This window comes from Sinomonas sp. ASV486, from assembly GCF_030908215.1.
In the GTDB taxonomy this organism is placed as follows: domain Bacteria; phylum Actinomycetota; class Actinomycetes; order Actinomycetales; family Micrococcaceae; genus Sinomonas; species Sinomonas puerhi.
On the sequence record NZ_JAVFJK010000009.1, the window covers coordinates 82,165 to 102,743 of the forward strand.

The 20,579-nt window shown below is 71.0% G+C and carries 22 protein-coding genes and 1 pseudogene; 17 read left to right on the forward strand and 6 right to left on the reverse strand.

Translation table 11 applies throughout. The features are described from left to right. Positions 1-6: 6 nt before the first annotated feature. The 9 genes from crtI to RBS60_RS13725 all read left to right on the forward strand — a co-directional run bounded on the left by crtI (position 7) and on the right by RBS60_RS13725 (position 7,702). Positions 7-1,719, forward strand: a complete 1,713-nt coding sequence (gene crtI, locus RBS60_RS13685) for a phytoene desaturase family protein (protein ID WP_307958234.1) — start codon at positions 7-9, stop codon at positions 1,717-1,719. Continuing rightward, positions 1,707-2,045 carry a lycopene cyclase domain-containing protein gene (locus RBS60_RS13690; RefSeq protein WP_307958125.1) on the forward strand — a complete coding sequence of 113 codons (339 nt, stop codon included), beginning with the start codon at positions 1,707-1,709 and terminating at the stop codon, positions 2,043-2,045. Before crtI ends, RBS60_RS13690 begins: the two co-directional genes overlap by 13 nt. Beyond that, a complete protein-coding gene (locus tag RBS60_RS13695; protein WP_307958126.1) occupies positions 2,042-2,539 on the forward strand; it encodes a lycopene cyclase domain-containing protein in 498 nt (165 codons plus the stop codon). Before RBS60_RS13690 ends, RBS60_RS13695 begins: the two co-directional genes overlap by 4 nt. Further along, positions 2,536-3,450 carry a prenyltransferase gene (locus RBS60_RS13700; protein ID WP_307958127.1) on the forward strand — a complete coding sequence of 305 codons (915 nt, stop codon included), beginning with the start codon at positions 2,536-2,538 and terminating at the stop codon, positions 3,448-3,450. Before RBS60_RS13695 ends, RBS60_RS13700 begins: the two co-directional genes overlap by 4 nt. Beyond that, positions 3,447-4,955, forward strand: a complete 1,509-nt coding sequence (locus tag RBS60_RS13705) for a deoxyribodipyrimidine photo-lyase (RefSeq protein WP_307958128.1) — start codon at positions 3,447-3,449, stop codon at positions 4,953-4,955. Before RBS60_RS13700 ends, RBS60_RS13705 begins: the two co-directional genes overlap by 4 nt. Before the next feature lie 10 nt (positions 4,956-4,965). Continuing rightward, a complete protein-coding gene (locus tag RBS60_RS13710; protein WP_307958129.1) occupies positions 4,966-5,571 on the forward strand; it encodes a MarR family transcriptional regulator in 606 nt (201 codons plus the stop codon). A gap of 127 nt (positions 5,572-5,698) precedes the next feature. After that, complete coding sequence (locus tag RBS60_RS13715) at positions 5,699-6,589, forward strand: ribonuclease Z (RefSeq protein WP_307958130.1); 891 nt, start codon at positions 5,699-5,701, stop codon at positions 6,587-6,589. A gap of 73 nt (positions 6,590-6,662) precedes the next feature. Next, positions 6,663-7,109 (forward strand): redox-sensitive transcriptional activator SoxR, encoded by a 447-nt coding sequence (gene soxR, locus RBS60_RS13720; RefSeq protein WP_307958131.1) that lies wholly within the window; start codon positions 6,663-6,665, stop codon positions 7,107-7,109. A 74-nt stretch (positions 7,110-7,183) separates the two neighbouring features. Continuing rightward, complete coding sequence (locus tag RBS60_RS13725) at positions 7,184-7,702, forward strand: flavin reductase family protein (RefSeq protein ID WP_307958132.1); 519 nt, start codon at positions 7,184-7,186, stop codon at positions 7,700-7,702. Positions 7,703-7,757: 55 nt separating this feature from the next. Here the strand turns inward: RBS60_RS13725 and RBS60_RS13730 are convergent, their stop codons facing one another. The 3 genes from RBS60_RS13730 to RBS60_RS13740 all read right to left on the reverse strand — a co-directional run bounded on the left by RBS60_RS13730 (position 7,758) and on the right by RBS60_RS13740 (position 11,467). Further along, positions 7,758-8,699: a 5'-3' exonuclease gene (locus tag RBS60_RS13730; RefSeq protein WP_307958133.1), complete on the reverse strand. Its 942-nt coding sequence runs from the start codon at positions 8,697-8,699 to the stop codon at positions 7,758-7,760. A gap of 81 nt (positions 8,700-8,780) precedes the next feature. Then, positions 8,781-9,458 (reverse strand): HAD family hydrolase, encoded by a 678-nt coding sequence (locus tag RBS60_RS13735; RefSeq protein ID WP_307958134.1) that lies wholly within the window; start codon positions 9,456-9,458, stop codon positions 8,781-8,783. A gap of 74 nt (positions 9,459-9,532) precedes the next feature. Further along, positions 9,533-11,467: a cytochrome c biogenesis protein CcdA gene (locus tag RBS60_RS13740; RefSeq protein WP_307958135.1), complete on the reverse strand. Its 1,935-nt coding sequence runs from the start codon at positions 11,465-11,467 to the stop codon at positions 9,533-9,535. Positions 11,468-11,711: 244 nt separating this feature from the next. Here RBS60_RS13740 and RBS60_RS13745 point away from each other — a divergent pair, with 244 nt between their 5' ends. Continuing rightward, positions 11,712-12,359, forward strand: a complete 648-nt coding sequence (locus RBS60_RS13745; RefSeq protein ID WP_307958136.1) for a hypothetical protein — start codon at positions 11,712-11,714, stop codon at positions 12,357-12,359. A 5-nt stretch (positions 12,360-12,364) separates the two neighbouring features. Continuing rightward, positions 12,365-13,384 carry a hypothetical protein gene (locus tag RBS60_RS13750; protein WP_307958137.1) on the forward strand — a complete coding sequence of 340 codons (1,020 nt, stop codon included), beginning with the start codon at positions 12,365-12,367 and terminating at the stop codon, positions 13,382-13,384. Positions 13,385-13,399: 15 nt separating this feature from the next. On the opposite strand, the pseudogene RBS60_RS13755 reads toward RBS60_RS13750, so the two are convergent. After that, a pseudogene (locus RBS60_RS13755) lies at positions 13,400-13,927 on the reverse strand (HAD family hydrolase). A 67-nt stretch (positions 13,928-13,994) separates the two neighbouring features. On the opposite strand from RBS60_RS13755, the gene RBS60_RS13760 reads away from it, so the two are divergent. The 5 genes from RBS60_RS13760 to RBS60_RS13780 all read left to right on the forward strand — a co-directional run bounded on the left by RBS60_RS13760 (position 13,995) and on the right by RBS60_RS13780 (position 17,639). Continuing rightward, positions 13,995-14,720, forward strand: a complete 726-nt coding sequence (locus RBS60_RS13760; protein ID WP_307958138.1) for a DUF72 domain-containing protein — start codon at positions 13,995-13,997, stop codon at positions 14,718-14,720. A 115-nt stretch (positions 14,721-14,835) separates the two neighbouring features. Beyond that, positions 14,836-15,504: a fasciclin domain-containing protein gene (locus RBS60_RS13765; RefSeq protein WP_307958139.1), complete on the forward strand. Its 669-nt coding sequence runs from the start codon at positions 14,836-14,838 to the stop codon at positions 15,502-15,504. Positions 15,505-15,636: 132 nt separating this feature from the next. Then, positions 15,637-16,215, forward strand: coding sequence for an ECF RNA polymerase sigma factor SigK (gene sigK / locus RBS60_RS13770; RefSeq protein WP_307958235.1), 579 nt, complete (start codon positions 15,637-15,639; stop codon positions 16,213-16,215). After that, complete coding sequence (locus tag RBS60_RS13775; protein WP_307958140.1) at positions 16,208-17,071, forward strand: anti-sigma factor; 864 nt, start codon at positions 16,208-16,210, stop codon at positions 17,069-17,071. The genes sigK and RBS60_RS13775 overlap by 8 nt, the downstream gene beginning before the upstream one ends. Positions 17,072-17,177: 106 nt before the next feature. Next, entirely contained in the window at positions 17,178-17,639 is a 462-nt protein-coding gene (locus tag RBS60_RS13780; protein WP_307958141.1) for a DUF4383 domain-containing protein, read from the forward strand. A gap of 489 nt (positions 17,640-18,128) precedes the next feature. On the opposite strand, the gene RBS60_RS13785 is transcribed toward RBS60_RS13780, so the two are convergent. Both RBS60_RS13785 and RBS60_RS13790 read right to left on the reverse strand, forming a co-directional pair. Beyond that, positions 18,129-18,758 (reverse strand): phosphoribosylanthranilate isomerase, encoded by a 630-nt coding sequence (locus tag RBS60_RS13785; protein WP_307958142.1) that lies wholly within the window; start codon positions 18,756-18,758, stop codon positions 18,129-18,131. Beyond that, complete coding sequence (locus tag RBS60_RS13790; RefSeq protein WP_307958143.1) at positions 18,758-19,474, reverse strand: hypothetical protein; 717 nt, start codon at positions 19,472-19,474, stop codon at positions 18,758-18,760. The genes RBS60_RS13785 and RBS60_RS13790 overlap by 1 nt, the downstream gene beginning before the upstream one ends. Positions 19,475-19,565: 91 nt before the next feature. Here RBS60_RS13790 and RBS60_RS13795 point away from each other — a divergent pair, with 91 nt between their 5' ends. Further along, positions 19,566-20,576, forward strand: coding sequence for a dehydrogenase (locus RBS60_RS13795; protein WP_307958144.1), 1,011 nt, complete (start codon positions 19,566-19,568; stop codon positions 20,574-20,576). The last annotated feature ends 3 nt before the right edge of the window (positions 20,577-20,579 follow it).

A 20,579-nucleotide genomic window follows, 5' to 3' on the forward strand; every position in this document is an offset into this window, starting at 1 on the left:
TTGGCGGTGACGGTGATCGGTGGCGGCATCTCCGGGCTCGCTGCAGCCGGCCTGCTCGCCCGGGAGGGCCACGCCGTCCAGCTCCTTGAGCAGAATGACACGCTGGGCGGCAGGGCGGGTCGGTGGGAGGCCGGCGGCTTCCGGTTCGACACCGGGCCGTCGTGGTACCTCATGCCAGAGGTGATCGACCACTGGTTCCGCCTCATGGGATCCAGCGCCGCCGCGGAGCTCCGGCTCACGCGACTCGACCCCGGCTACCGGGTGTTCTTCGAAGGCTCCGCGCAGCCGGTGGACGTCCCCGCGGGGCGGGACGGCGCCGTCGGCCTCTTCGACTCGCTCAGCCCGGGTTCGGGCGAATCGCTTGCCCGCTACCTTGACGAGGCTGAGGATGCCTACGGGGTGGCTCTTGAACGGTTCCTCTACGACGACTTCTCGTCCCTGCGGGGCCTTGCTCACCCGAAGGTGCTCCGGCGTGCGCCGCAGCTTGCCGCGATGCTAGCCCAGTCGCTGCACGGGCGCGTCTCGCGCCGGTTCTCGGATGTGCGTGAGCAGCAGATCCTCGGCTACCCGGCTGTGTTCCTCGGCACGACCCCGTTCCACGCCCCCGCCCTGTACCAGCTCATGAGCCATCTGGACCTTACCCAAGGGGTCCTCTATCCACAGGGCGGGTTCGCCGCGCTCGTGGATGCCATGGAGCGGCTCGCTCGCGAGGCGGGCGTCCACATCCTCACGGGTGCCCGCGCCACGGGGATCGTCACGGGCCTGGCGCCCGGAGGTCCCCGGGTCGAGGGTGTCGCGTGGACCGACGCACAAGGCCGAGTGCACCGCACGGGCGCGTCCGTCGTGGTCGGCGCCGCCGATCTCCACCACCTCGAGACCGAGCTCCTGCCCGAGGAGCTCAGGACTCACCCAGAGGCCGCCTGGAACCGCCGCGACCCGGGGCCGGGGGCGGTGCTCGCGTGCCTCGGCGTGCGGGGGCGGCTCCCGCAGCTGGCTCACCACAGCCTGTTCTTCACCCGCGACTGGCGCGACAACTTCGACCGAATCCGGCGGGGTACTGCCCCGGCCGAGGCCACGTCGGTCTATGTCTCCCGGACGAGCGCGACCGATCAGGCAGTCGCCCCGCCGGGCGACGAGAGCCTCTTTGTGCTCGTTCCCTCCGCGGCCGTCCCAGAGTGGGGACGGGGTGGAGTGGACGGCGCCGGTGCTCCCGAAGTCGAGGCGGTCGCCGACGCCGCGGTGCGCCAGATGGCGACGTGGGCTGGCATTCCGGACCTCGCTGATCGCGTCGTGGTCCGCCGCACGTTCGGACCCGCAGACTTCGTCCACGACGTGAACGCGTGGCGCGGGGGAGCGCTTGGGCTCGCGCACACCCTCGCCCAATCAGCGTTCCTGCGCCCGGGCAACGCGAGCCGCACGGTGGATGGTCTCCTCTACGCGGGGGCCTCGGTGCGGCCGGGGATCGGGGTTCCGATGTGCCTCATCAGCGCTGAGCTCGTGCTCAAGCGGATCCGCGGGGTGCATGGTCCCGGGCCGGTGGGGCCGCCCGTAGTCCCGCTGCGCGGTGAGGCGCTCTTGGGAGAGGGCACCTCCCCGGAACGGAACGGGTCGCGTGAGTCTGGCGCCGCGGCCTCCGAAGCGCCGGTCTCCGGGGCCACGCCTCCCCGGGCGGCCGCCGCCCGAGCGGGCGCGGGAGCGGGGTCTCGATGGCCTACCTGACACTCCTGATTGCGGCCGCCGCGGGCACTGCGGTGCTCGACGCCCGCCTTCACCTCGCCTTCTGGCGTGATCCGCGCGCCGCGGCCGTCACGGTTGCCGCAGGCACAGTCTTCTTCCTCGCGTGGGACCTCGCCGCCATCGCCGCGGGCGTCTTCCGGCACGGGAGCTCGCCGCTTATGACCGGTGTCATGCTCGGCCCCGAGCTTCCCCTCGAGGAGCCGGTGTTCCTCGCCTTCTTCTCCTACACGGCAGTGGTGCTGTACGCCGCGGCCGGGCGGGTCGTCGCGGCAGTGGCGCGCCGCACGGATGCTGGGGGGAACCGGTGACCTACGCCTTCATCGACCTCGGCTTCCTCGTGGTCGCAGGAGTCGCCGTGGCCCTGCTGGGACGCTCCGCAGGCAGCGCACGACGCCGCTCCCGCACCCAGGCAGTCCCGCCCGCGACCGCCGCCGTGCGCCCAGCAGACGCACGACGACGGCCCGGCAGGTGGGTGCCCGCGCTCATCGCGGGCGCGGGGCTCGTTGCGCTCACGGCGGTCTTCGACAACGTCATGATCTCGGCGGGGCTCTTCGGATACGCGCCCGAGAAGCTCCTGGGCCCGGCCGTGGGCTTGGCCCCCGTCGAGGACTTCGCGTACCCGCTCGCCGCGGCCGTGCTCCTGCCGGCGCTGTGGCGTCGTCTCACCCGTGAAGCGTCGGGGCACAACGTCGACCGCGGCGCGTCGACCCCTGCAACGCCGGCCTCCTCGACATCAGCGCCCACTGCACAAGGCTCCGCGGCGCTCCCCTCCACGACAACAGAGTCCAAGGAGAGCCGATGACCGCGTCGACGCGCCCTATCGGCGTCGCCCCCAGGCCGCGCCTTGCACGTGCCCTTCTGATCTCGTCCCGACCACTCTCGTGGGTCAATACGGCCTACCCGTTCGCTGCGGCTTACCTCCTCGCCGGAGGGGTAGTCGACTGGCGCCTCGCGCTCGGCACCGTGTTCTTCCTCGTGCCGTACAACCTCGCGATGTACGGCACCAATGACGTCTTCGACTACGCCTCCGACCTCCTCAACCCCCGCAAGGGCGGCGTCGAGGGTGCGGTGCTGCCGCCCGCGCTGCACCGGCCGGCCCTGTGGTGGGCATGGGGAGGGTGCGTCCCGTTCGTCGTGGCGCTCACGGCTGGTGGGGCGCCCGCGAGCTGGGCCGTCCTCGCTGTGTCCCTGTTCGCCGTTGCGGCCTACAGCGTCCCCGTGCTGCGCTTCAAAGAGCGCCCCGTCGTCGATTCGATGACGTCCAGCACCCACTTCGTCTCGCCCGCGGCGTACGGGCTCGCGCTCGCGGGAGGTGGCCTGACTCCCGCGGCCGCGGCCGTCCTCTGCTCCTTCTTCCTCTGGGGGATGGCGAGCCACGCCTTCGGGGCGGTGCAGGACATCGGCCCCGACCGCGAGGCTGGGATCGGTTCGGTTGCGACGATGCTGGGTGCCCGCACGACGGTCCGGCTCGCGGTGGTGGGATACCTGGCCGCGGGAATCCTGCTGCTCGCGCTCGTACCCGGTGCCCATGGCCCCGAGCGGTTCGCTGGCCTTCTGGCGCTGCCCTACGCTGCGAGTGCGGGGGTGTTCTGGTCCGTCACGGACAGCACCGCGGAGCGCACCCGGGCGGGCTGGCGGCGCTTCCTCTGGCTCAACTACCTCACGGGCTTCCTCGTGACCCTCCTGCTCATCTCCGTCTGGATGCATCTATGACTCCTGTTGAAAGCACCGCGGCCACCGCCGCCGTTGTCTGGTTCCGTGACGACCTGCGGGTCCGCGACAACCCGGCCCTGCGCGCCGCACTCGCCCATGGGCCCACCGTGGCCGTTTACGTCCTCGACGAGGAGTCCCCGGGCATCCGCCCGCTCGGCGGGGCCGCACGATGGTGGCTCCACTACGCGCTGAAGGACCTCGCGGTTTCGCTCGAGCACCTCGGTGTCCCGCTCGTGCTCCGGCGTGGCACGGCGGCCGCCATCGTGCCCGACGTCGCTGCCCAGTGCCGAGCTGGGTACGTGGCGTGGAACCGCCGCTATGGCGGCCCCGAGCGGCGGGCGGACACCGCGGTGAAGTCGCTTGTGCGCCGCTCGGGAAGGGAGGCGGAGAGCTTCCAAGCCTCTCTCCTGCACGAGCCCTGGGACGTCCTGACCCAGCAGGGCGGCAGCTACAAGGTCTTCACGCCCTTCTGGCGGGAGGTCTCGGGGCGGGACCATCGTCACCCGCTGCCTGAGCCCGAGCGCCAGCGCACCCTCCCCGAGCGCGTCCCGATCAGCAACGACCTCGAGGAATGGGAGCTCCTCCCGCGGGACCCCGACTGGTCAGGACCGCTCGCGGAAGCATGGACGCCGGGGGAGCAGCCGGGGCACGCGCTGCTGGGTGAGTTCGTTGGCCCGGACCGTGCCGACACAGCCCTGGCCGAGTACCCCGAGACCCGCGACCATCCGGCGCGGCCCGGGACGAGCCGTCTCTCGCCCTACCTCCGCTGGGGCCACCTGAGCCCGTTCCAGGTGTGGCACGCGGTGGCGGATCGACGGCGTGCGGCCCCCGAGGGAAGTGCCGTGTTCGCCTCCGAGCTCGGCTGGCGCGAGTTCGCGTGGCACACGCTCTTCCACCACGCTGACCTCGCGTCGGTGAACCTCCGCAGCCAGTTCGATGCCTACCCGTGGTGGCTTCCGCGTGCATCGAATGGCGCAGCACAGCACGGTCCGCACGACGCCGCGCACGGCCGCGCGCCCGAGGGGACACCCGCCGTCGTGGGCGGGGAAGCCGACGCGCGCCGTCTGCTCGAGGCATGGCAGCGGGGTCGCACGGGGTTCCCACTCGTCGACGCCGGCCAGCGCGAGCTGTGGGCCACGGGCTGGATGCACAACAGGGTCCGGATGGTCTCGGCGAGCCTGCTCGTGAAGAACCTCGGCATCCACTGGCGCCTCGGCGAGCGATGGTTCTGGGACACACTGGTGGACGCGGATGCCGCGAGCAACCCGTTCAACTGGCAGTGGGTTGCCGGGTCCGGCGCGGACGCGGCGCCGTTCTTCCGCATCTTCAACCCGCGTGCGCAGGCGAAGAACTTCGACCCCGACGGCACGTACGCCCGGGACTGGATCCCCGAGCTCGGGACCGACGAGTACCCCCAGGAGTGCGTCGATCTCGCCGAGACCAGGGTCGCGGCCCTCGAGGCCTACCAGTCCCTCGCGCAGGTCGATGGAAGGAGGCGAGCCTAGAATGTCACCCGTGAACCATGAGCCTGACCGGCCTCCCGAGATCCCGCAGCCTCAGGAGGCCGAGTCGGAAGCTCCTGTGGGAGCTGCTGATTTCGTCTGGTCCAAGGACGCCCGCATCGACCACGAGCCGTTGGCCGAGCCGCGGGAGGGCCTGCGTTCCACCCCGGGCTTCGAGCTCCTGTTCCTCCTGCAGAAGTTCACGAACGAGGCAGACCGCTACGCCGAGACGGTGCGGCGCAAGCACGGTCTCGCCCGCAACGACATCCATGCGATCAACGCTGTGGTCGAGGCGGAGCGCGCTGGCACCACCACCACGCCCGGTGCCCTGCGCGAGAGGCTCGTCCTCAGCTCGGCCGCCATGACGTCGGTCATCGACCGCCTCGAGGCCTCGGGGCACCTCGAGCGGCGGCACTCTCTCGAGGATCGACGACAGGTCGAGCTGAGCACGACCCCGAGCGCCCGGGAGACCGGTCGGGAGATGTTCGACCCCATGGTCAAGCACATGCTGCCCGTCGTCGCCGAGTACACCACCGAGCAGCTCACGCTCGTGACCGGCATGATGAACCGGCTCACGCAGGCGATCGCGGAGGCCCGCGAGGAGCTCCAGCGTCTCTAGTCGCAGGGAACCTCCCCGCGCCCGGGGAGTCCCGTCTCAGGGACCCCCGGCCACATTCTCGAGATCGGGGCTCGGTGCTCGCACAGACCCGCCCTACAGCTCGAGGACCCGGTGGATACTGGGCAGCATGCGCGAACTCGTGGTTCTCGGCACGGCGTCCCAGGTGCCGACACGCGCGCGGAACCACAACGGGTACCTCCTCCTCTGGGATGGCGAGGGCCTCCTCTTCGACCCGGGCGAGGGCACGCAGCGGCAGATGCTCCACGCAGGCGTGTCCGCGACGCAGGTGACACGCATCTGCCTCACCCACGTCCACGGCGACCACTGCTACGGGCTGCCCGGCGTGCTCTCCCGCATGGTGCTCGACGGAGTCGAGCACCCCGTGCACCTGCATTACCCGGCGTCGGGGGAGGCCGTGGTCCGGGCGCTTGTCGCGGTGTCCTCCGGCGGTGTTGACCTGCGGCTCGTACCGCACGGGTCTGCCGGCGCGATTGCCCCGGGGCTCGAGATCCGGCCGCTCCGGCACCGCATCGAGACGTACGGCTACCGGCTCGCCGAGCCCGACGGCCGTACGCTCGTGCGCGAGCGGCTCGCTGCTGCGGGGATCGCAGGTCCAGACGTCGGTCGGCTCCAGCGCGACGGCCGTCTGGGCGGCGTACGGCTCGAAGACGTGAGCCGGCCGCGACGCGGGCAGCGCTTCGCCTTCGTCATGGACACGGCCCCGTGCGACGGCGCCGGGGAGCTCGCGGACGGTGCGGACCTCCTCGTCGCCGAGAGCACCTTCGCGGACGACGACGCCGCACTCGCCGAGCAGTACCTCCACCTCACGGCCGGGCAGGCGGGCGCCCTCGCCGGGGCTGCGGGCGTCCGGAACCTCGTGCTGACCCACTTCTCCTCGCGCTACCCCGAGGTGAGCGGGCTGGAAGACGAGGCACGACGGCGGGCGGCGGCCGCCGTCGTGCGTGCCGCCAACGATCTGGACCGGTTCGGGTTCCCGAGGCGGCGCCCCGATGGCTGAGCGGAGCGTCCCGGTGCTCCGGCACCGAGGCCAGAAGGGCGCGGAGGCTTTTTACAACGGACCCAGGAGAACCATGACACTCGCCGACACCGCGGAGCTCACCGTAGGCCAGCTCGCCGCTCGCAGCGGGCTGAGCGTCTCGGCGCTGCACTTCTACGAGCGCGAGGGGCTCATCCACAGCCGGCGCACCTCCGGCAACCAGCGACGCTATCCCCGCTCCGCGCTGCGGCGCGTGGCCGTCATCAAGGCCGCGCATCGGGCCGGGATCCCGCTGGCCACGGTGGCACAGGCGTTCGAGGCGCTGCCGCACGACGGCGTGCCGACCCTCGAGGATTGGGGCCGCCTTTCGACCGCCTGGCGCGAGGAGATCGAGGACCGGATCGCCCGGCTCGAGCACCTTCGCGACCGTCTCGACGGGTGCATCGGCTGCGGCTGCCTGTCACTCTCGAGCTGTGCCCTCGTCAACCCAGCGGACCGGCTCGCAGCCGAGGCGGTCGGCGCCCCGGCCCTAGAACCCTGAGCCTCGCCAGCCACGGTGTGATCATGGACACTTACCCTTGACCTCAACCATTGTTGAGGTTCTACCGTCGGAGTGTGGCCTCTCCCAAGCTCTCCCTGACTCCTTCTGAATCTGCCGTGTTCCGAGAGGCCTTCCGATCGCACCCGGCGGGCGTCGCGGTCGTGACCGCAGCCGGCCCGGAGGGGCCCGTCGGCCTCACTGCCTCCTCCGTCGCGTCCGTCTCGGTCGACCCCCCGGCGCTCGCGTTCTCGGTGTCCGGCGGCCGCTCTGCCGCGCAGCTCGTCGAGGCGGAGACCGTGGTGGTCCACCTCATGGACGCCGACCGGCTCGACCTGGTCCGCACCTTCGCGACCCCCGGAACGCCGCGGTTCACCGCGGACATGGACTGGGAGACGCTTCCCACCGGCGAGCCGTGGCTGCGCCAGGCGCCCTGGGCGCTGCGCTGCCGCATTGAGCACCGTGTACCCGTGGGCAGCTCGGTGCTCCTCACTGCGATCGTGCTCGACATCCGGATGCACGACGACGTTGGGGAGCCCCTCGTCTATCACGACCGTGCGTTCCACTCGCTCGGCGGCCACTCGCTGTTGCCGTAGACGGACCATGTGACCTGCTTGGATAGGACCGTGGCGGCTTTCTCGCCCGTTGCCGCTATCCTGCGGGCGCGTCCAGCGCCCCGAGGAGCCGCTTGACCGAGCCGCCCAGGTTCCAGTCGGTGGCGAGGAGTTCGAGCGCGCGGCGCGCATCGCCGTCGGGCGCCCTGAGTCTGGCACCCGCCTCGGCGAGACTCGGCAGCTCGAGGTCGCGGACCACGTTCACGACGGCGGGCGCAACCTCCAGGTATGCGGCCGCCGTCGCGAGCTTGGCGCGCATGGGTCCGGGAACATCGCTGCCCGGATCTGCGGCCGCCTCGAGGAGTCCCTCCAGAGTCCCATACCGCCCGAGCAGGGTCGCGGCGGATTTCTCGCCGATGCCGGCCACACCGGGCAGCCCGTCCGACGCGTCACCGCGCAGCGTCGCGTAGTCCGCGTACTGCTCGGGCAGCACGCGGTACTTGCCCACGACCACCGCGTCCGTCACCATCTCCAGATTCTTCATGCCCCGAGCGGTATAGATGACCCGAACATCCCGGGCATCGCTGACCATCTGGAATAGATCTCGGTCCCCGGTCACGATGTCGACGGGCGCCGCGGCGTGGCTCGCGTACGTCCCGATGACGTCGTCGGCCTCGTGACCCCGAGCGCCGACGATCGCGATCCCGGCGAGCCCGAGCACACGCCGGATGAGCGGCACTTGCGCCACGAGCCCCGGCGGGACGGTCTCGACGTCGGGCCCTCCCGCCACGTGGCGCTCCACCCGGTGCGCCTTGTAGGTCGGGATGAGCTCCACACGCCAGTGCGGGCGCCAGTCGTCGTCCCAGCAGGCCACGAGATGGGTGGGGCCGAACTCCCCCGTGAGCCGCGCGATCATGTCCAACAGCCCGCGCACCGCGTTGACAGGTGTCCCGTCCGCGCGGGTGATGGATTCGGGGACGCCGTAGAAGGCACGGAAGTACATTGACGCGGTGTCCAGCAGCATGAGGCGGTCCGGCATGGTCCATCCTGACACGGCCGCCGCGCATCAGGCTCCAGCGCGGCATCAGCTCAGGGTCCCGCACTGCCTCGGAGGCAGCGATCAGTCGGAGAGCCGCCGCCCGATCACGCTCTCCTTGAACCCCTCCAGGAGCTCTCGCGGCGCGGGAAAGACCTCGACGGCCCCGGCATCACGGAGCTCCGCCTCACTGTAGCCGCCGGACGCCAGCCCCACAGTCGGAATGTCCAGGGCGGCAGCGGCCTGGACGTCCCACACCGCGTCGCCCACGAACAGCACCTCGGACGCCTCGAGTCCGCCGGCCTCGAGGGCCGCGATGAGGATGTCGGGCGCCGGCTTGGACTCCTCCGCGTCCGCGGAGCTGGTCGCAGCATCGATGAGACCGTCGGCGCCGATCACCGAGCGCAGCACCTCGAGGTCCTGCTGCCGGGCCGAGGACGCCAGCACCACCGTGAGCTCCTGTGCCTTGCAGCGCTCGAGGAGTCCCCGCGCGCCGTCGAACGGGCGCAGATGCGGCCAGAACGTTGAGAACACTGCACCGTGCGTGTCCAGGATCTGGGTGTCCTGGGACGAGTCCCGGCCGGGGCCAAGGAGACGTTCGACGATCTTCTGCCCGCCCATCCCGACCAGCCTGTGGATCTCGTTCATCCGCACGTCGTGCCCCAAGCGGCGGAAGCCATACCACCACGCGAGCGTGTGGAAGTAGGTCGAGTCGACGAGCGTGCCGTCCACGTCGAACAAGACTCCCCGAAGCCGCGTCATCTACACCGCACCCGTTCACTGGTCATGGAACGCTGCTACCCCGGACACCACTGCCTCAATCCAAGTCCCGGCGCTTACCCGAACGTGAAGGAGTAGAGCTCGACGCCGGCACTCGCCGTGACCTCGATGGTCCCCTCGCGCTGGGCCTGGCTGTCGTAGAGGACGTAGGAGCGAGGTGTGCCGCCGACCCCGACGGTCCGTTCGCCGTCCGGACCCTTCAGCGTGAGCGTCCCCGTCCCGCTGGCCACCGCCTGGACCTGCCGCGCATGGAAATTCAGCCGCACGGCCGGCGAGGCCGCAGCGCCGGGAGAGGCGCCGCCGTCGTTCGCGGAACCAGCGGTGATCTTCTGTGAGTCGAGGGTCCACGCGCCGGAGAGGGCAAACGAGTCCGCGGGCTGGCTGGCAGGGAAGGAGAACGTGCCCGGCCCGGAGCGGTACTGCCCCGTGCCCGCGTAGTTCACCTGCTTCGCAATGCCCAGGAACGTCTCCGGGGTGGTGCTGCCGGCCGCCGGCGCGGTGTCCTTGCCCTCGACCGGAGCAGGCAGGGCCACGCCCGGATGCGCCGCGGACAGCAACTGCCGCACGAGGTTCTCGGTGTTCTGGTAGCCGCCTTCGCCCTGCTGGATGTGGCGGACGTTGCCGTCGGAGTCGATGAGGTATTGGGCCGGCCAGAAACGGTTCCGGTAGGCGGACCAGGTCGAGTACGCGTTGTCCATGGCCACGGGGTAGTCGATGCCGTGCTCCTTCACGCCGGCCTCGACGTTGCGCTGCTCGCGCTCGAACGCGTACTCCGGGGTGTGGACGCCGATCACCTCGAGCCCCGCCGCCTTGTAGGCGTCGTTGAGCTGGACGATGTGGGGGAGCGAGCGCTGGCAGTTGATGCACGAATAGGCCCAGAAGTCGATCAGCACCACCTTTCCGTGCAGCCCGGCGAGGGTTAGCGGATCGGAGCCGATCCACGCCGTCTCCCCGCGGATCGCGGGCGCTGGCCCGCAGTCCTGCAGCTCGGCGGAGCCTTGGGTGCAGTTCGCGAGGCCGCGGTTCTCATCGGTGGGCGCCCCGCCGAGGTCCAGGGGCGTGCCTGGTGCGGGACGGAGCTGGTCCTGGAAGGACGCGGTGTAGTCGGGGATGAGCCGCTGGACGGCGGCGGGGAGGTCGAGGGCGAGGCCCGCCGCGAGGGCGATCATGAGCGCGCCGGCCGTGATGCGGATGCCCCGCTGGCGGCGCCGGAACGACTTGAGCCGCTCGGCAAGCCCGCGGCCGGCGAGTGCGAAGAAGAGGAGTGGTACCGAGACGCCGATCGCGAAGGCGAGCGTGAGCCCGACCGTCTCCGGCCCGATCCGACCCGTCGCGCCCGAGACGGTGATCGCCGCGAGGACCGGCCCGGCGCACGGCACGAACACGGCACCCAGGGCGAGGCCCAGGCCGAAGCCGCCGCGGCGCGCGTCGACCTGCTTCTGCGGAATCCAGGAGAACGGCTTCTCGAGCCATTCTTCGACGCGGGGCACCATGAGCCCGAGCCCCACCGCCGCGAGCACCGCGATGCCTGTCCAGCGCAGCACGTCCTGGGGGAGCCCGAGGGTCGAGAGCAGCAGCGAGCCGAGGAGTGTGACCGCGCTGAAGCTCAGCACGAGCCCTGCGATCACCTGATAGGGCCGCCACCGCGACGCCGCCCGCCCCGGCTGTGCCGCCTGTGCGCCGAGGTCACCCCGTGGGACGCCGAGGTCACCCCGTGTGGCGCCGAGGTCACCCCGCGTGCGCTCGAGGTCACCCTGTGTGGCGCCGAGGTCACCCCGCGTGCGCTCGAGGTCACCCTGTGTGGCGCCGACGTCACCGCGTGTGGCACCGAGGTCACCCCGTGCGGCCACCGAAACCGGGGCGGACGACGGCGCCGCTCGGCGCGCGCTGTCGAGCCCGCCCGAGAAGAAGATCACCGGTAGAACCGGCAGGATGCAGGGCGAGATGCCCGTGATGAGACCGCCCAGCAGCCCGATGAGTATGACGTCCATGCCGAAGGTTCGCAGCCGGCGGGAAGCCCGGATTGGGGCGCCCAGAGGGCAACGCCCGGAACGAGGCACCTGCAGGGAGTCGCGCCCCGCCGTGCCTACAGCCACGGCAATCCGCACCAGCATCCTGCTCCGAAGAGCCCAATCCGCACCCATGTGCCGCTCCGAACAGGAGTCGTCCAATCCCCGCAGCGGCCGAGAGGGCTGGACGGCTGGTCGGCGGCCGCTCATCTCAAGGAAGTGCATCATGAGTTCACTCATTCGCATGGCACGGCCGGCCCTTCGGGTCTGGGCTGCTGTGCTTGCGGGGCTCGCCCTCGCCTTCGGCGGTGTGGCGGCGGCGGCCTTCGCCTCCGGATCCACCGTCCTGCCGGTCTCGAGCGCTAGGACACCGGCCTGGACCAACGGGCAGACCGTGACGGTCCAGTACGCCCAGAATTTCTTCTGCGACACGAGCGTCCCCGCCTCCGCGCCGTCCGGGTGTGAGGTGGGCACTGCCGCGAACACCGGACCGGTCGCCAACGCGGACCGCTCGGTCCTGTACGTGCTCGTGCCGCTCTTCGCGAACCCGAGTCCGGCGGCGATGTGCGCCGTCGCGAGCTGCCCCAACCACCCGCTCGACATCGACCTGTCCCGGATTGCCGGGGCCCTTGGCGCGTCTCCGGGAGCCGTGGCCTCGGTGCCGCTTCCAGCGCACAGCCACATCCTTGACGGCCCTGCCGGAGGCTGGTGGCAGATCAAGGTTGTCGCGGTGACCAACCAGGCGGCCTGGGCCCAGCTCGCGGCCGGCAAGTCGGAGACCACGATGAACGCATTGATCGCCACTCCGGGCAGCGGCGTGATTGGCCCAGTGCCCACCAACCTGTACCTGTTCTTCAACGTTGTGGGGAAGTGAGGAGGGTGGCCTCCCACAGCTTCCTCTCGGTAGCCCGGGTGCGCCGGCTGGCGCACCCGGGCCTCCGGGCGGGCGGCCCGCTGCCGACGACGATGGCGCTCGCCGCACTCGTCGCGGCAGTGGCGGGCCTGCTGCTGCCCTGGGTGACCGTATTCCACGGATTCGCGCCCTTGAACGGCATCGCGGCCGGTGGTGGCACCTACGCCGGGCTGGCCACGGCGTCCGCCCTCCTGCTCCTTGCCGCCCACCGCTACGCGTGGGCTCCGGGCCGCTGGATCGCACTGGGTGCTGCGTCGGCCGCGGTGGCAGGCTCTCTGTGGATCGCGCGGTCCGTGGCTGACTACGCTTCGGATCCGGGCCCTGCGGCGGCGCTGGCCTCGCCCGTCCCGGGGCCCGGCCCCTGGGTGCTCGCGGCGGGCGCGGCCCTCGTCGTGGTGGCAGTCTTCCTGCCGCTTCCACAGAACTCCCGCGGCGCGGGACTTGACCGCGCGGGACTCAACGGCGCGGGACTCGCCGGAAAAGGGAGAGCAGGCCTCGGCGCGAGGCTCGGACTCGGGGCGACGGCCTTCGTGGCCGGCTGGATCCATCTGCTCCTCGTGCCCGAGCACTGGGGAGAGTCTGCGCTGCTTGGCGCAGGCTTCCTCGGCGCAGCGATCCTGCAGCTCGCCCTCGCGATCTCGGTCGTGGAGCGCCCTGGCCATGCCGCGCACCTCACGCTCGTGGTGCTCAACGTCGCGCTCGTCGGCGTGTGGCTCTATGCGGTGTTCGTGGGGCTTCCGCTCGGAGACGCCCACGACCACGGTGGCGCGGCTGGGTGGTCGATCGGAGCGGGAGAGCCGATCGACACAGGCGCAGTCGTGACCAAGGTGGCCGAGATAGCCGGTGCAGTATGGGCCGGCGTGCTGATCAGCCGTCCCGTCCGGCGGCCGCATGGCGCGGGACAGCAAGTGCAACGCGCCCGCCACAGGTTTGGCGGCGCGGCAGGGCTTCGGATCGGAGCCGGATCACGGGGTGGGGCGGCCTAGCCGGTCCCGAGCTGCCTACCGATGAGGCACGTCCCACACGGCGTCGCCGACGAACAAGGCCTCCGAGGCTTCCAGGCCCGTGGCCTTGAGCGCCACCACGAGGATGTCCGGTGCGGGCTTGGGCTCCTCCGCGTCCGCGGAGCTCGTGGCGGTGTCCACGAACGCGTCGGCATCGATGACCGAGCGCAGCGCGCTCAGGTCCTGTTCCCGTGCCCAAGAGGCCAGGACCACGCTGAGGCCCGCGTCCTCGTACCGCGCGAGAAGGTCGCGCGCGCCGTCGAACGGCCGCAGGTGCGGCCAGAACGTCTAGAACACCGCGGCGTGGGTGTCGAGGATCTCGCTGTCCTGGGCCGTGTCCCGCTCCGCACCTAGCAGGTGCTCGACGATCTTCTGCCCACCCATTCCGACACGCCGGCGGATCTCGTTCATCCGCACGTCGTGTCCGAAGCGGCGGAACGCGTACCACCACGCGAGGGTATGGAAGTACGTGGAGTCGACGAGCGTCCCATCCACGTCGAAAAGGATTCCGCGCAATGGTGACACGGGCTGCCTTCCGGTCTCGGGTGCGCCCAGCCTAAGTCAGCCTCCCAGGTCCGGCTAGCCTGAGGGGATGGGGTGGCACATTGGAACGTCGGGCTGGAGCTACGACCACTGGGCGGATGCCCCGTACCCGCCGGGAACGCGTCCGGGGGACCGCCTCGGGATCTACACGAGCCGCTTCTCCACGGTGGAGCTCAACGCGAGCTTCTACCGGTGGCCGCGCACGACGGCGTTCGCGAGCTGGCGTCGTCGGCTCCCCGAGGGCTTCCTCATGTCGGTCAAGGCCCCCCGCGGGCTCACCCACGCCAAGCGGCTCTACGCCCCGGAGGCCTGGTCGGAGCGCATTGCGGAGTCGTGGCACGAGCTCGGTCCGCGCCGCGGCGTGCTCCTCGTCCAGCTCTCGCCGAACCACGCCCGCGACGACGCCCGCCTCGACTGGTTCCTCGGCGCCCTGCCGCAATGGATCCAGGTTGCCGTCGAGCTCCGCCACCCGACCTGGCACGACGCGGCGGTCTTCGACATCCTCCGGCGCCACGGCGCGGCCTACTGCATCATGAGCGGCGCCAACCTCCCGTGCATCCTGGAGGCGACCGCCCAGACCGTCTACGTCCGCCTGCACGGGCCAGACCACGACAACCTGTACGGCGGCTCCTACTCGGACGCGGACCTCGGCTGGTGGGCCGAGCGCATCCGCGAATGGGATCGGTCCGGCCACGAGGTCTACGTCTACTTCAACAATGACGGCGAAGGCAACGCCGTGCGCAACGCCCTCACGCTGCGTGGGATGTTGGGCTGAGGTTTCGACTCCGCTCAACCATCGGGTTTGGACTGCGCCCGACAACCATCCAATCCGTCCCCGCGACTGCTCCGAAGAACCGGTGCAAGCCACCCGTGAAACAAGGAGTGAAGCCATGAAGATCATCCAGCGCACGTCGGCCGTCGTGGGCCTCGCGGCCCTCAGCGCCCTCGGCCTCGCCGCGTGTGGCGGGTCGACGTCGGCAGCCGGCCCCGCGTCGTCGTCCGCGCCCTCCAGCAGCTCGGCGAAGGCCGCGAGCCCGTCGGCGATGTCCACGAAGGACCCGGCAGCGAACCTCGTCGGCGCCGGCTGCGCCGACTACGCCAAGGCCGTCCCGACCGGACCCGGCTCGGTTCAGGGGATGAGCACGGATCCCGTGGCGGTCGCGGCGTCCAACAATCCGCTCCTCAAGACGCTCGTCTCGGCGGTCTCCGGCAAGCTCAACCCGAAGGTCAACCTCGTGGACACGCTCAACTCGAGCCAGTTCACGGTGTTTGCCCCGGTGGACAGCGCGTTCGCGAAGATCGATCCGGCGACCATCGAGTCCCTCAAGACCGATGACAAGACGCTGTCCACGATTCTCACGTACCACGTGGTTCCGGGCCAGATCGAGCCTGCCTCGATTGCCGGGACGCACAAGACGGTCGAGGGCCAGGACGTCACCGTCACCGGCTCCGGCAACAGCCTCAAGGTCAACGGCGCCAACGTGATCTGCGGCGGTGTCCAGACGGCGAACGCGACCGTCTACCTCGTGGACACGGTGCTGATGCCCCCGGCCAAGTAGGCGGGCGCGCAGCGCACTAGAGCGCACGACGGCGGGCCGGGCGCTGGGGCCCCGGCCCGCCGTCGTGTATCCCCCAGGTCAAACAGGTCACAGTGGCGGAGGACAGTGAGCAGCCGTGAGACAGTGGTCTACATGCCCGACTACGACGGCGGGGCGACCCCTGCCCCGGACCTCGACGAGCTCATGGACCGCATTGCGAGCGGTGACCAGGAGGCGTTCGGGCATCTCTACGACGTGCTCGCGCCACTGGTTCATGGCCTCGTCCTGCGGGTGCTCCGGGATCCGGCCCAGTCCGAGGAGGTCACCCAGGAGGTGTTCCTCGAGGTGTGGCAGCAGGCCAAGAGGTTCGACGCGGACCGGGGCCGCGCACGGGCCTGGATCACCGTCATGGCGCACCGCCGGGCGGTGGACAGAGTCCGCGCAGCCCAAGCCTCTACGGACCGCGACCTCCGCGAGGGGATCAAGGACTACCAGGAGAGCTACAACGACGTTGAGCACCGCGTCGAGGTTGCCCTCGAGAGCGAGCGGGTCAACAAGGCCCTCGAGTCCCTCACCGAGGTTCAGAAGCAGGCCATCCGCCTTGCCTACTACGGCGGCTACACCTACGGGGAAGTCGCCACCGCCCTGGGGCTTCCCCTGGGCACCGTGAAGACCAGAATCCGCGACGGGATGATCCGCCTCAGAGACGTGTTGGGAGTGAGCCATGGATGATCAGCTGCACCTGCTGACCGGTGCCTACGCCCTCAACGCGCTCGACGACGAGGAGCGGCGCCGCTTCGAGCGCACCCTCACGTTCGGCGACCCCGTTGCCGAGGAGGCCCGCGAGCTGGCGGAGACGGCTGCGCTCCTCGCTGCTGACGCGTCTCCGGTAGCCCCGCCTCCGGACCTCAAGGCCCGGCTCATGGCCCAGATCGCCGTGACCCCTCAGCTCGAGATCGCCGACGCGGGGTCACGTCCGAGCGATGCGGGGTCACGTCCCGGGGATGCGGGGTCACCTCTCAAGGAAACCGAGCCCCAACCCGAAGCGACGGTTGCAGACCTCGGCGCGCGCCGCCGTCGTGCGCAAGGCGGCGGTGCCGTGTTCACGGCCCCCGCCAGGTGGCTCGCGGCGGCCGCTGCGGTGCTTCTGGTTGCCGCGGGCGCGGCCGGCGTGTGGGGCTTCCGGGCCCAGCAGCAGCGCGACGACGCCGTGCGGCAGCTCGCAGCCGCCGCAGATGCGCCAGGCAGCGTCATGAACCGGATCCTCAGCGCGCCCGATGCGACGATCCAGGAGGCCAGCGTTCCCGGAGGCGGAACGGTGGTGATCGCGCATTCGCACCGGGAATCGGTGGCCGGGGTCGTGACCATCGGCATGCCGGTTCCGGCGGCTGGTCACGTCTACGAGCTCTGGCTCGGCGACGCGTCCGGGACCATGAAGCCTGCGGGCCTCGTGGCCGGCGAGGGCACCACCTGGAACGAGCTTGCGGGTGGGATCGGCTCCGCGACGGTCCTTGGCGTGACGGTCGAGCCGGCGGGGGGATCGGCGCGGCCGACTACCACGCCGATCCTCGTCCAACAGTTCTCCTGAGGAATCCGGGCTGGCCCAATCCGCCTGTTCGGCGGCTCCGAAGAGTAGGTGCGGGCATACCGCACCGGCTCCCCGGAAGGGCGCCGGATCACCGTTAGGAGAAGCTATGTCCACCTCAGTCCTCTCGCACCGCCGCACCGCCGTCCAGCTCGCCGCGAGCGCGGTCGGTGTCGTGTTCCTGCTTGTCGGCGTCCTCGGATTCATCCCCGGGATCACCACGGGCTCCGGCATCGGATTCGCCGGGCATGCCTCGGACGCGTACCTCCTGGGTCTCTTCCAGGTCTCAGTGCTGCACAACGTGGTCCATTTGCTGTTCGGCATCGCCGGTCTCGCACTCGGCGCCTCGGCCGGCGGGGCGAAGCAGTTCCTCGTCTGGGGCGGCGCGATCTACCTGGTCCTGTTCGTCTACGGACTCGTGTTCGGTGGTGCCTCCGCGGGCAACTTCGTCCCGCTCAACGCCGCCGACAACGTCCTCCACGTACTCCTCGGCGTCGGCATGCTGGGCCTTGGGCTCATCCTCGGGCGCACGACGGCGACCTCCCGCGCCGCGCGTCCGGCCCACCACTGACGCGGCTCACCGCCCAATGGTGGGGAGTGCTCCTCCCCACCGAGGGTCAGCAGCTGGGGGCCATCTTCCGAGGACCATCTCGTGAGGGCGGCCCCCAGATGGCCTCCAGAGGACGGTTCAGAGCACTCCTCCCCATCATTTGCTGCACTCCTCCCCAGCTTTCCCGCCTTCCTCCAGCCGCGGGGCGTACGACGCCGCGTGGTTGCGGGAGTTCCCACGATCGCCGATGGCGGGCGGGACTCGAAAGCTGGGGAGGAGCGCGCAAGTCCAGGGGAGGAGCGCTCAAGTGCTGGGGAGGAGAGCGCAAGTCCTGGGGAGGCGAAATGCGGCAGGGAAGGACCGACCCCAGGACACGACTCAAGCTCGGCGGCCACGGCATGACCCCGCGCGGCACACGAGAGAGGTGCCGGCATGGGGGCGGTGCCGGTGCCGGTCTGGAGGGCGGTGCCCGTCTGGAGGAGGGGTGGCGGCCTGGAGAGCGGTGCCAGCCTAGAGGACGGTTCGGGCCGCCGCGATGAAGGCCTTGATGAGCCCCAGATCCTTGACGCCGCGCGAGGACTCGACGCCGCTCGAGACATCCACGCCCGTGGGCTCCAGCGCCTGGACCGCAGAGGCCACATTCTCGGGCGAGAGGCCCCCGGCCAGGGCCCAGAAGCCCTCGGGCGCAGTCCCAAGCTCGTCGTCGGAGAAACGGGCACCGGACCCCGGCACCGCGGCATCGATCAGGAGCCGGTCCGGTGACGACCATCCCTCGGCGGTCCGACGCGTGTAGTCGCCCGCTGAGAGGGCCCTGATCACGCGGAACCCGGCCGCGCGGAGCGCCTCCGCCACCGCATCGGGCTCGTCGCCGTGGAGCTGCACCGTGTCGACGCCGGCCTCGCGCGCGAGCCGCGCAACGTCGTCGAGCGTCTGGTTCCGCACCACCGCAACGGTCTCAATGGACCGTTCCGCCCGGCGCGCCGCGTCCCGGGCGGCCCGGACCAGCGAAGCCGCCTGAGCGGCGTCGACCGTCCGGGGGCTCCCCGGCGCCAGCACGAATCCCACCGCATCGGCTCCGGCCTCGACGGCCGTCTCAACGGCCTCGGGGGTGGACAGCCCGCAGATCTTCACCCAGAGCATCAGGCGGCGCCCTGCCCAGACGGGGAGCCGAGGGCGTGTTCCGCCTCGTACCGCACCTTGATGGCACCGCGCTTGACCTTGACCTCGAGGATCTTCACACCAACAAGGTCCGCAAGCGTGCGAACGTGAGTTCCGCCGCACGGTTCCGCATTGACGCCCTGGATCGTCACGGTGCGGTGGCCATCGGCGTCCACGGAGGCGGAGACGTCACCGCCGCGCGCGAGCACCGCGTCCATCTGCGTCTGGAACTCGGCGCGCACGGCGTCGCGCAGCTCGGGCGTCGCGAGCTCGTCCTCGTGGCCGGCGGGGTCGAAGTCGAGGCGTGCCTGACCGGGGAAGTGAGAGTGCCCCGAGTCCTGCCAGCCGCGTGCCTGGCCGAGATGGCCGAGGATGTGCCCCGCCGTGTGCAGCGCGGCGTGGCGACGGCGCAGCTCAGCGTCGATCCGGCACACGACGGCGGCACCCACCTCGGGCGCGGAGGGCATCCCCGAGATCGTCACGAGGCCGTCCTCGTTGCGCCCAAGGGTGACCGGGGTGCCGTCGAGCGTGCATTCGTCCGAGGGCTGGCCACCGCCCTTGGGGTAGAAGATGTTCGGCGAGACCGCGGCCCACGCGCCATCCTCGCCCGCGCCGGAGGCGATCACGGTCGCCTCGGTCTCGGTGAGGTACGTGTCGTCGAAGTAGGCGTTGGTCTGCTGCGCGGTGGCCGTGGTCATCCATCAAGTCTAGGACGGTGACCGGGGGCCGCCCTCGGCTCGCGGCCGCGGGTCTGGTTCACCCGCCCCGCGTCCGGGTACTGTCGAATCCATGGCGCAGCCGAGCGACTCCGCGGATCTGACCGCCACGTCATACTGGACCGTCGGGCCGGGCCGCGGGGAACTCCGCCGCGAGTCGCTCCCGCCTCTGGGCGATGGCGAGGCTCTCGTGCGCACGCTCTACTCGTGCCTCAGTACTGGAACCGAGAACCTCGTGCACGCGTGCCGGGTCCCCGAGCGAGTTGCGGACATCATGCAGGCGCCCCATCAGGAGGGCCGTTTCCCGGCCCCGGTGAAGTACGGGTACCTCTCCGTCGGGACCGTCGAGGCTGGACCGGCCGAGCTTGTGGGCCGCGCCGTCTTCTGCCTCTATCCACACCAGGACCTGTACGTCGTGCCGGCCGCGCACGTCGCTCTCGTGCCCGACGCCGTCCCGCCCCGCCGGGCCCTCCTCGCCGGTGCCGTGGAAACGGCGGTCAACGCGCTGTGGGAGGCCGGCCCGCGCATCGGCGACCGGATCGCGGTGGTGGGCCTCGGGCTCATCGGCGCCTCCGTCGCCGCCCTCCTGCGCCGCTTTCCCCTGGGCCGGCTCGAGGCCGTGGACAGCGATCCCGGCAGGGCCGCCCTCGTGGCTGCGCTCGGCATCGACGTCGCGCTTCCCGAGGACGCGTCCGAGGACTGCGACATCGTGGTGCACGCCTCGGGGAACGCCGCGGGCCTCGCCAGGTCCCTCGAGATGGTGGGAGACGACGGCGACGTGGTCGAGCTGTCCTGGTACGGCGACGGCAGCGTCGAGGTGCCGCTCGGCGCCGACTTCCACGCGAGGCGCCTGTCGCTCCGCGCGAGCCAGGTCGGCGCCGTCGCCCTCCCGCGGAGGCACCGCCGCACCACCCAGGAGCGCCTTGCCCTCGCCCTTCAGCTCCTGACCGACGAGGCCTTCGACGCCTTCCTCGGCGAGGAGACCGACTTCGCCGATCTGCCCGCGACGATGGACAGGCTCTTGGATCCCGGCCACGGCAGTGCGGGCCTGTGCCACGTGATCCGCTACCCGGGCGCACCGTGACCG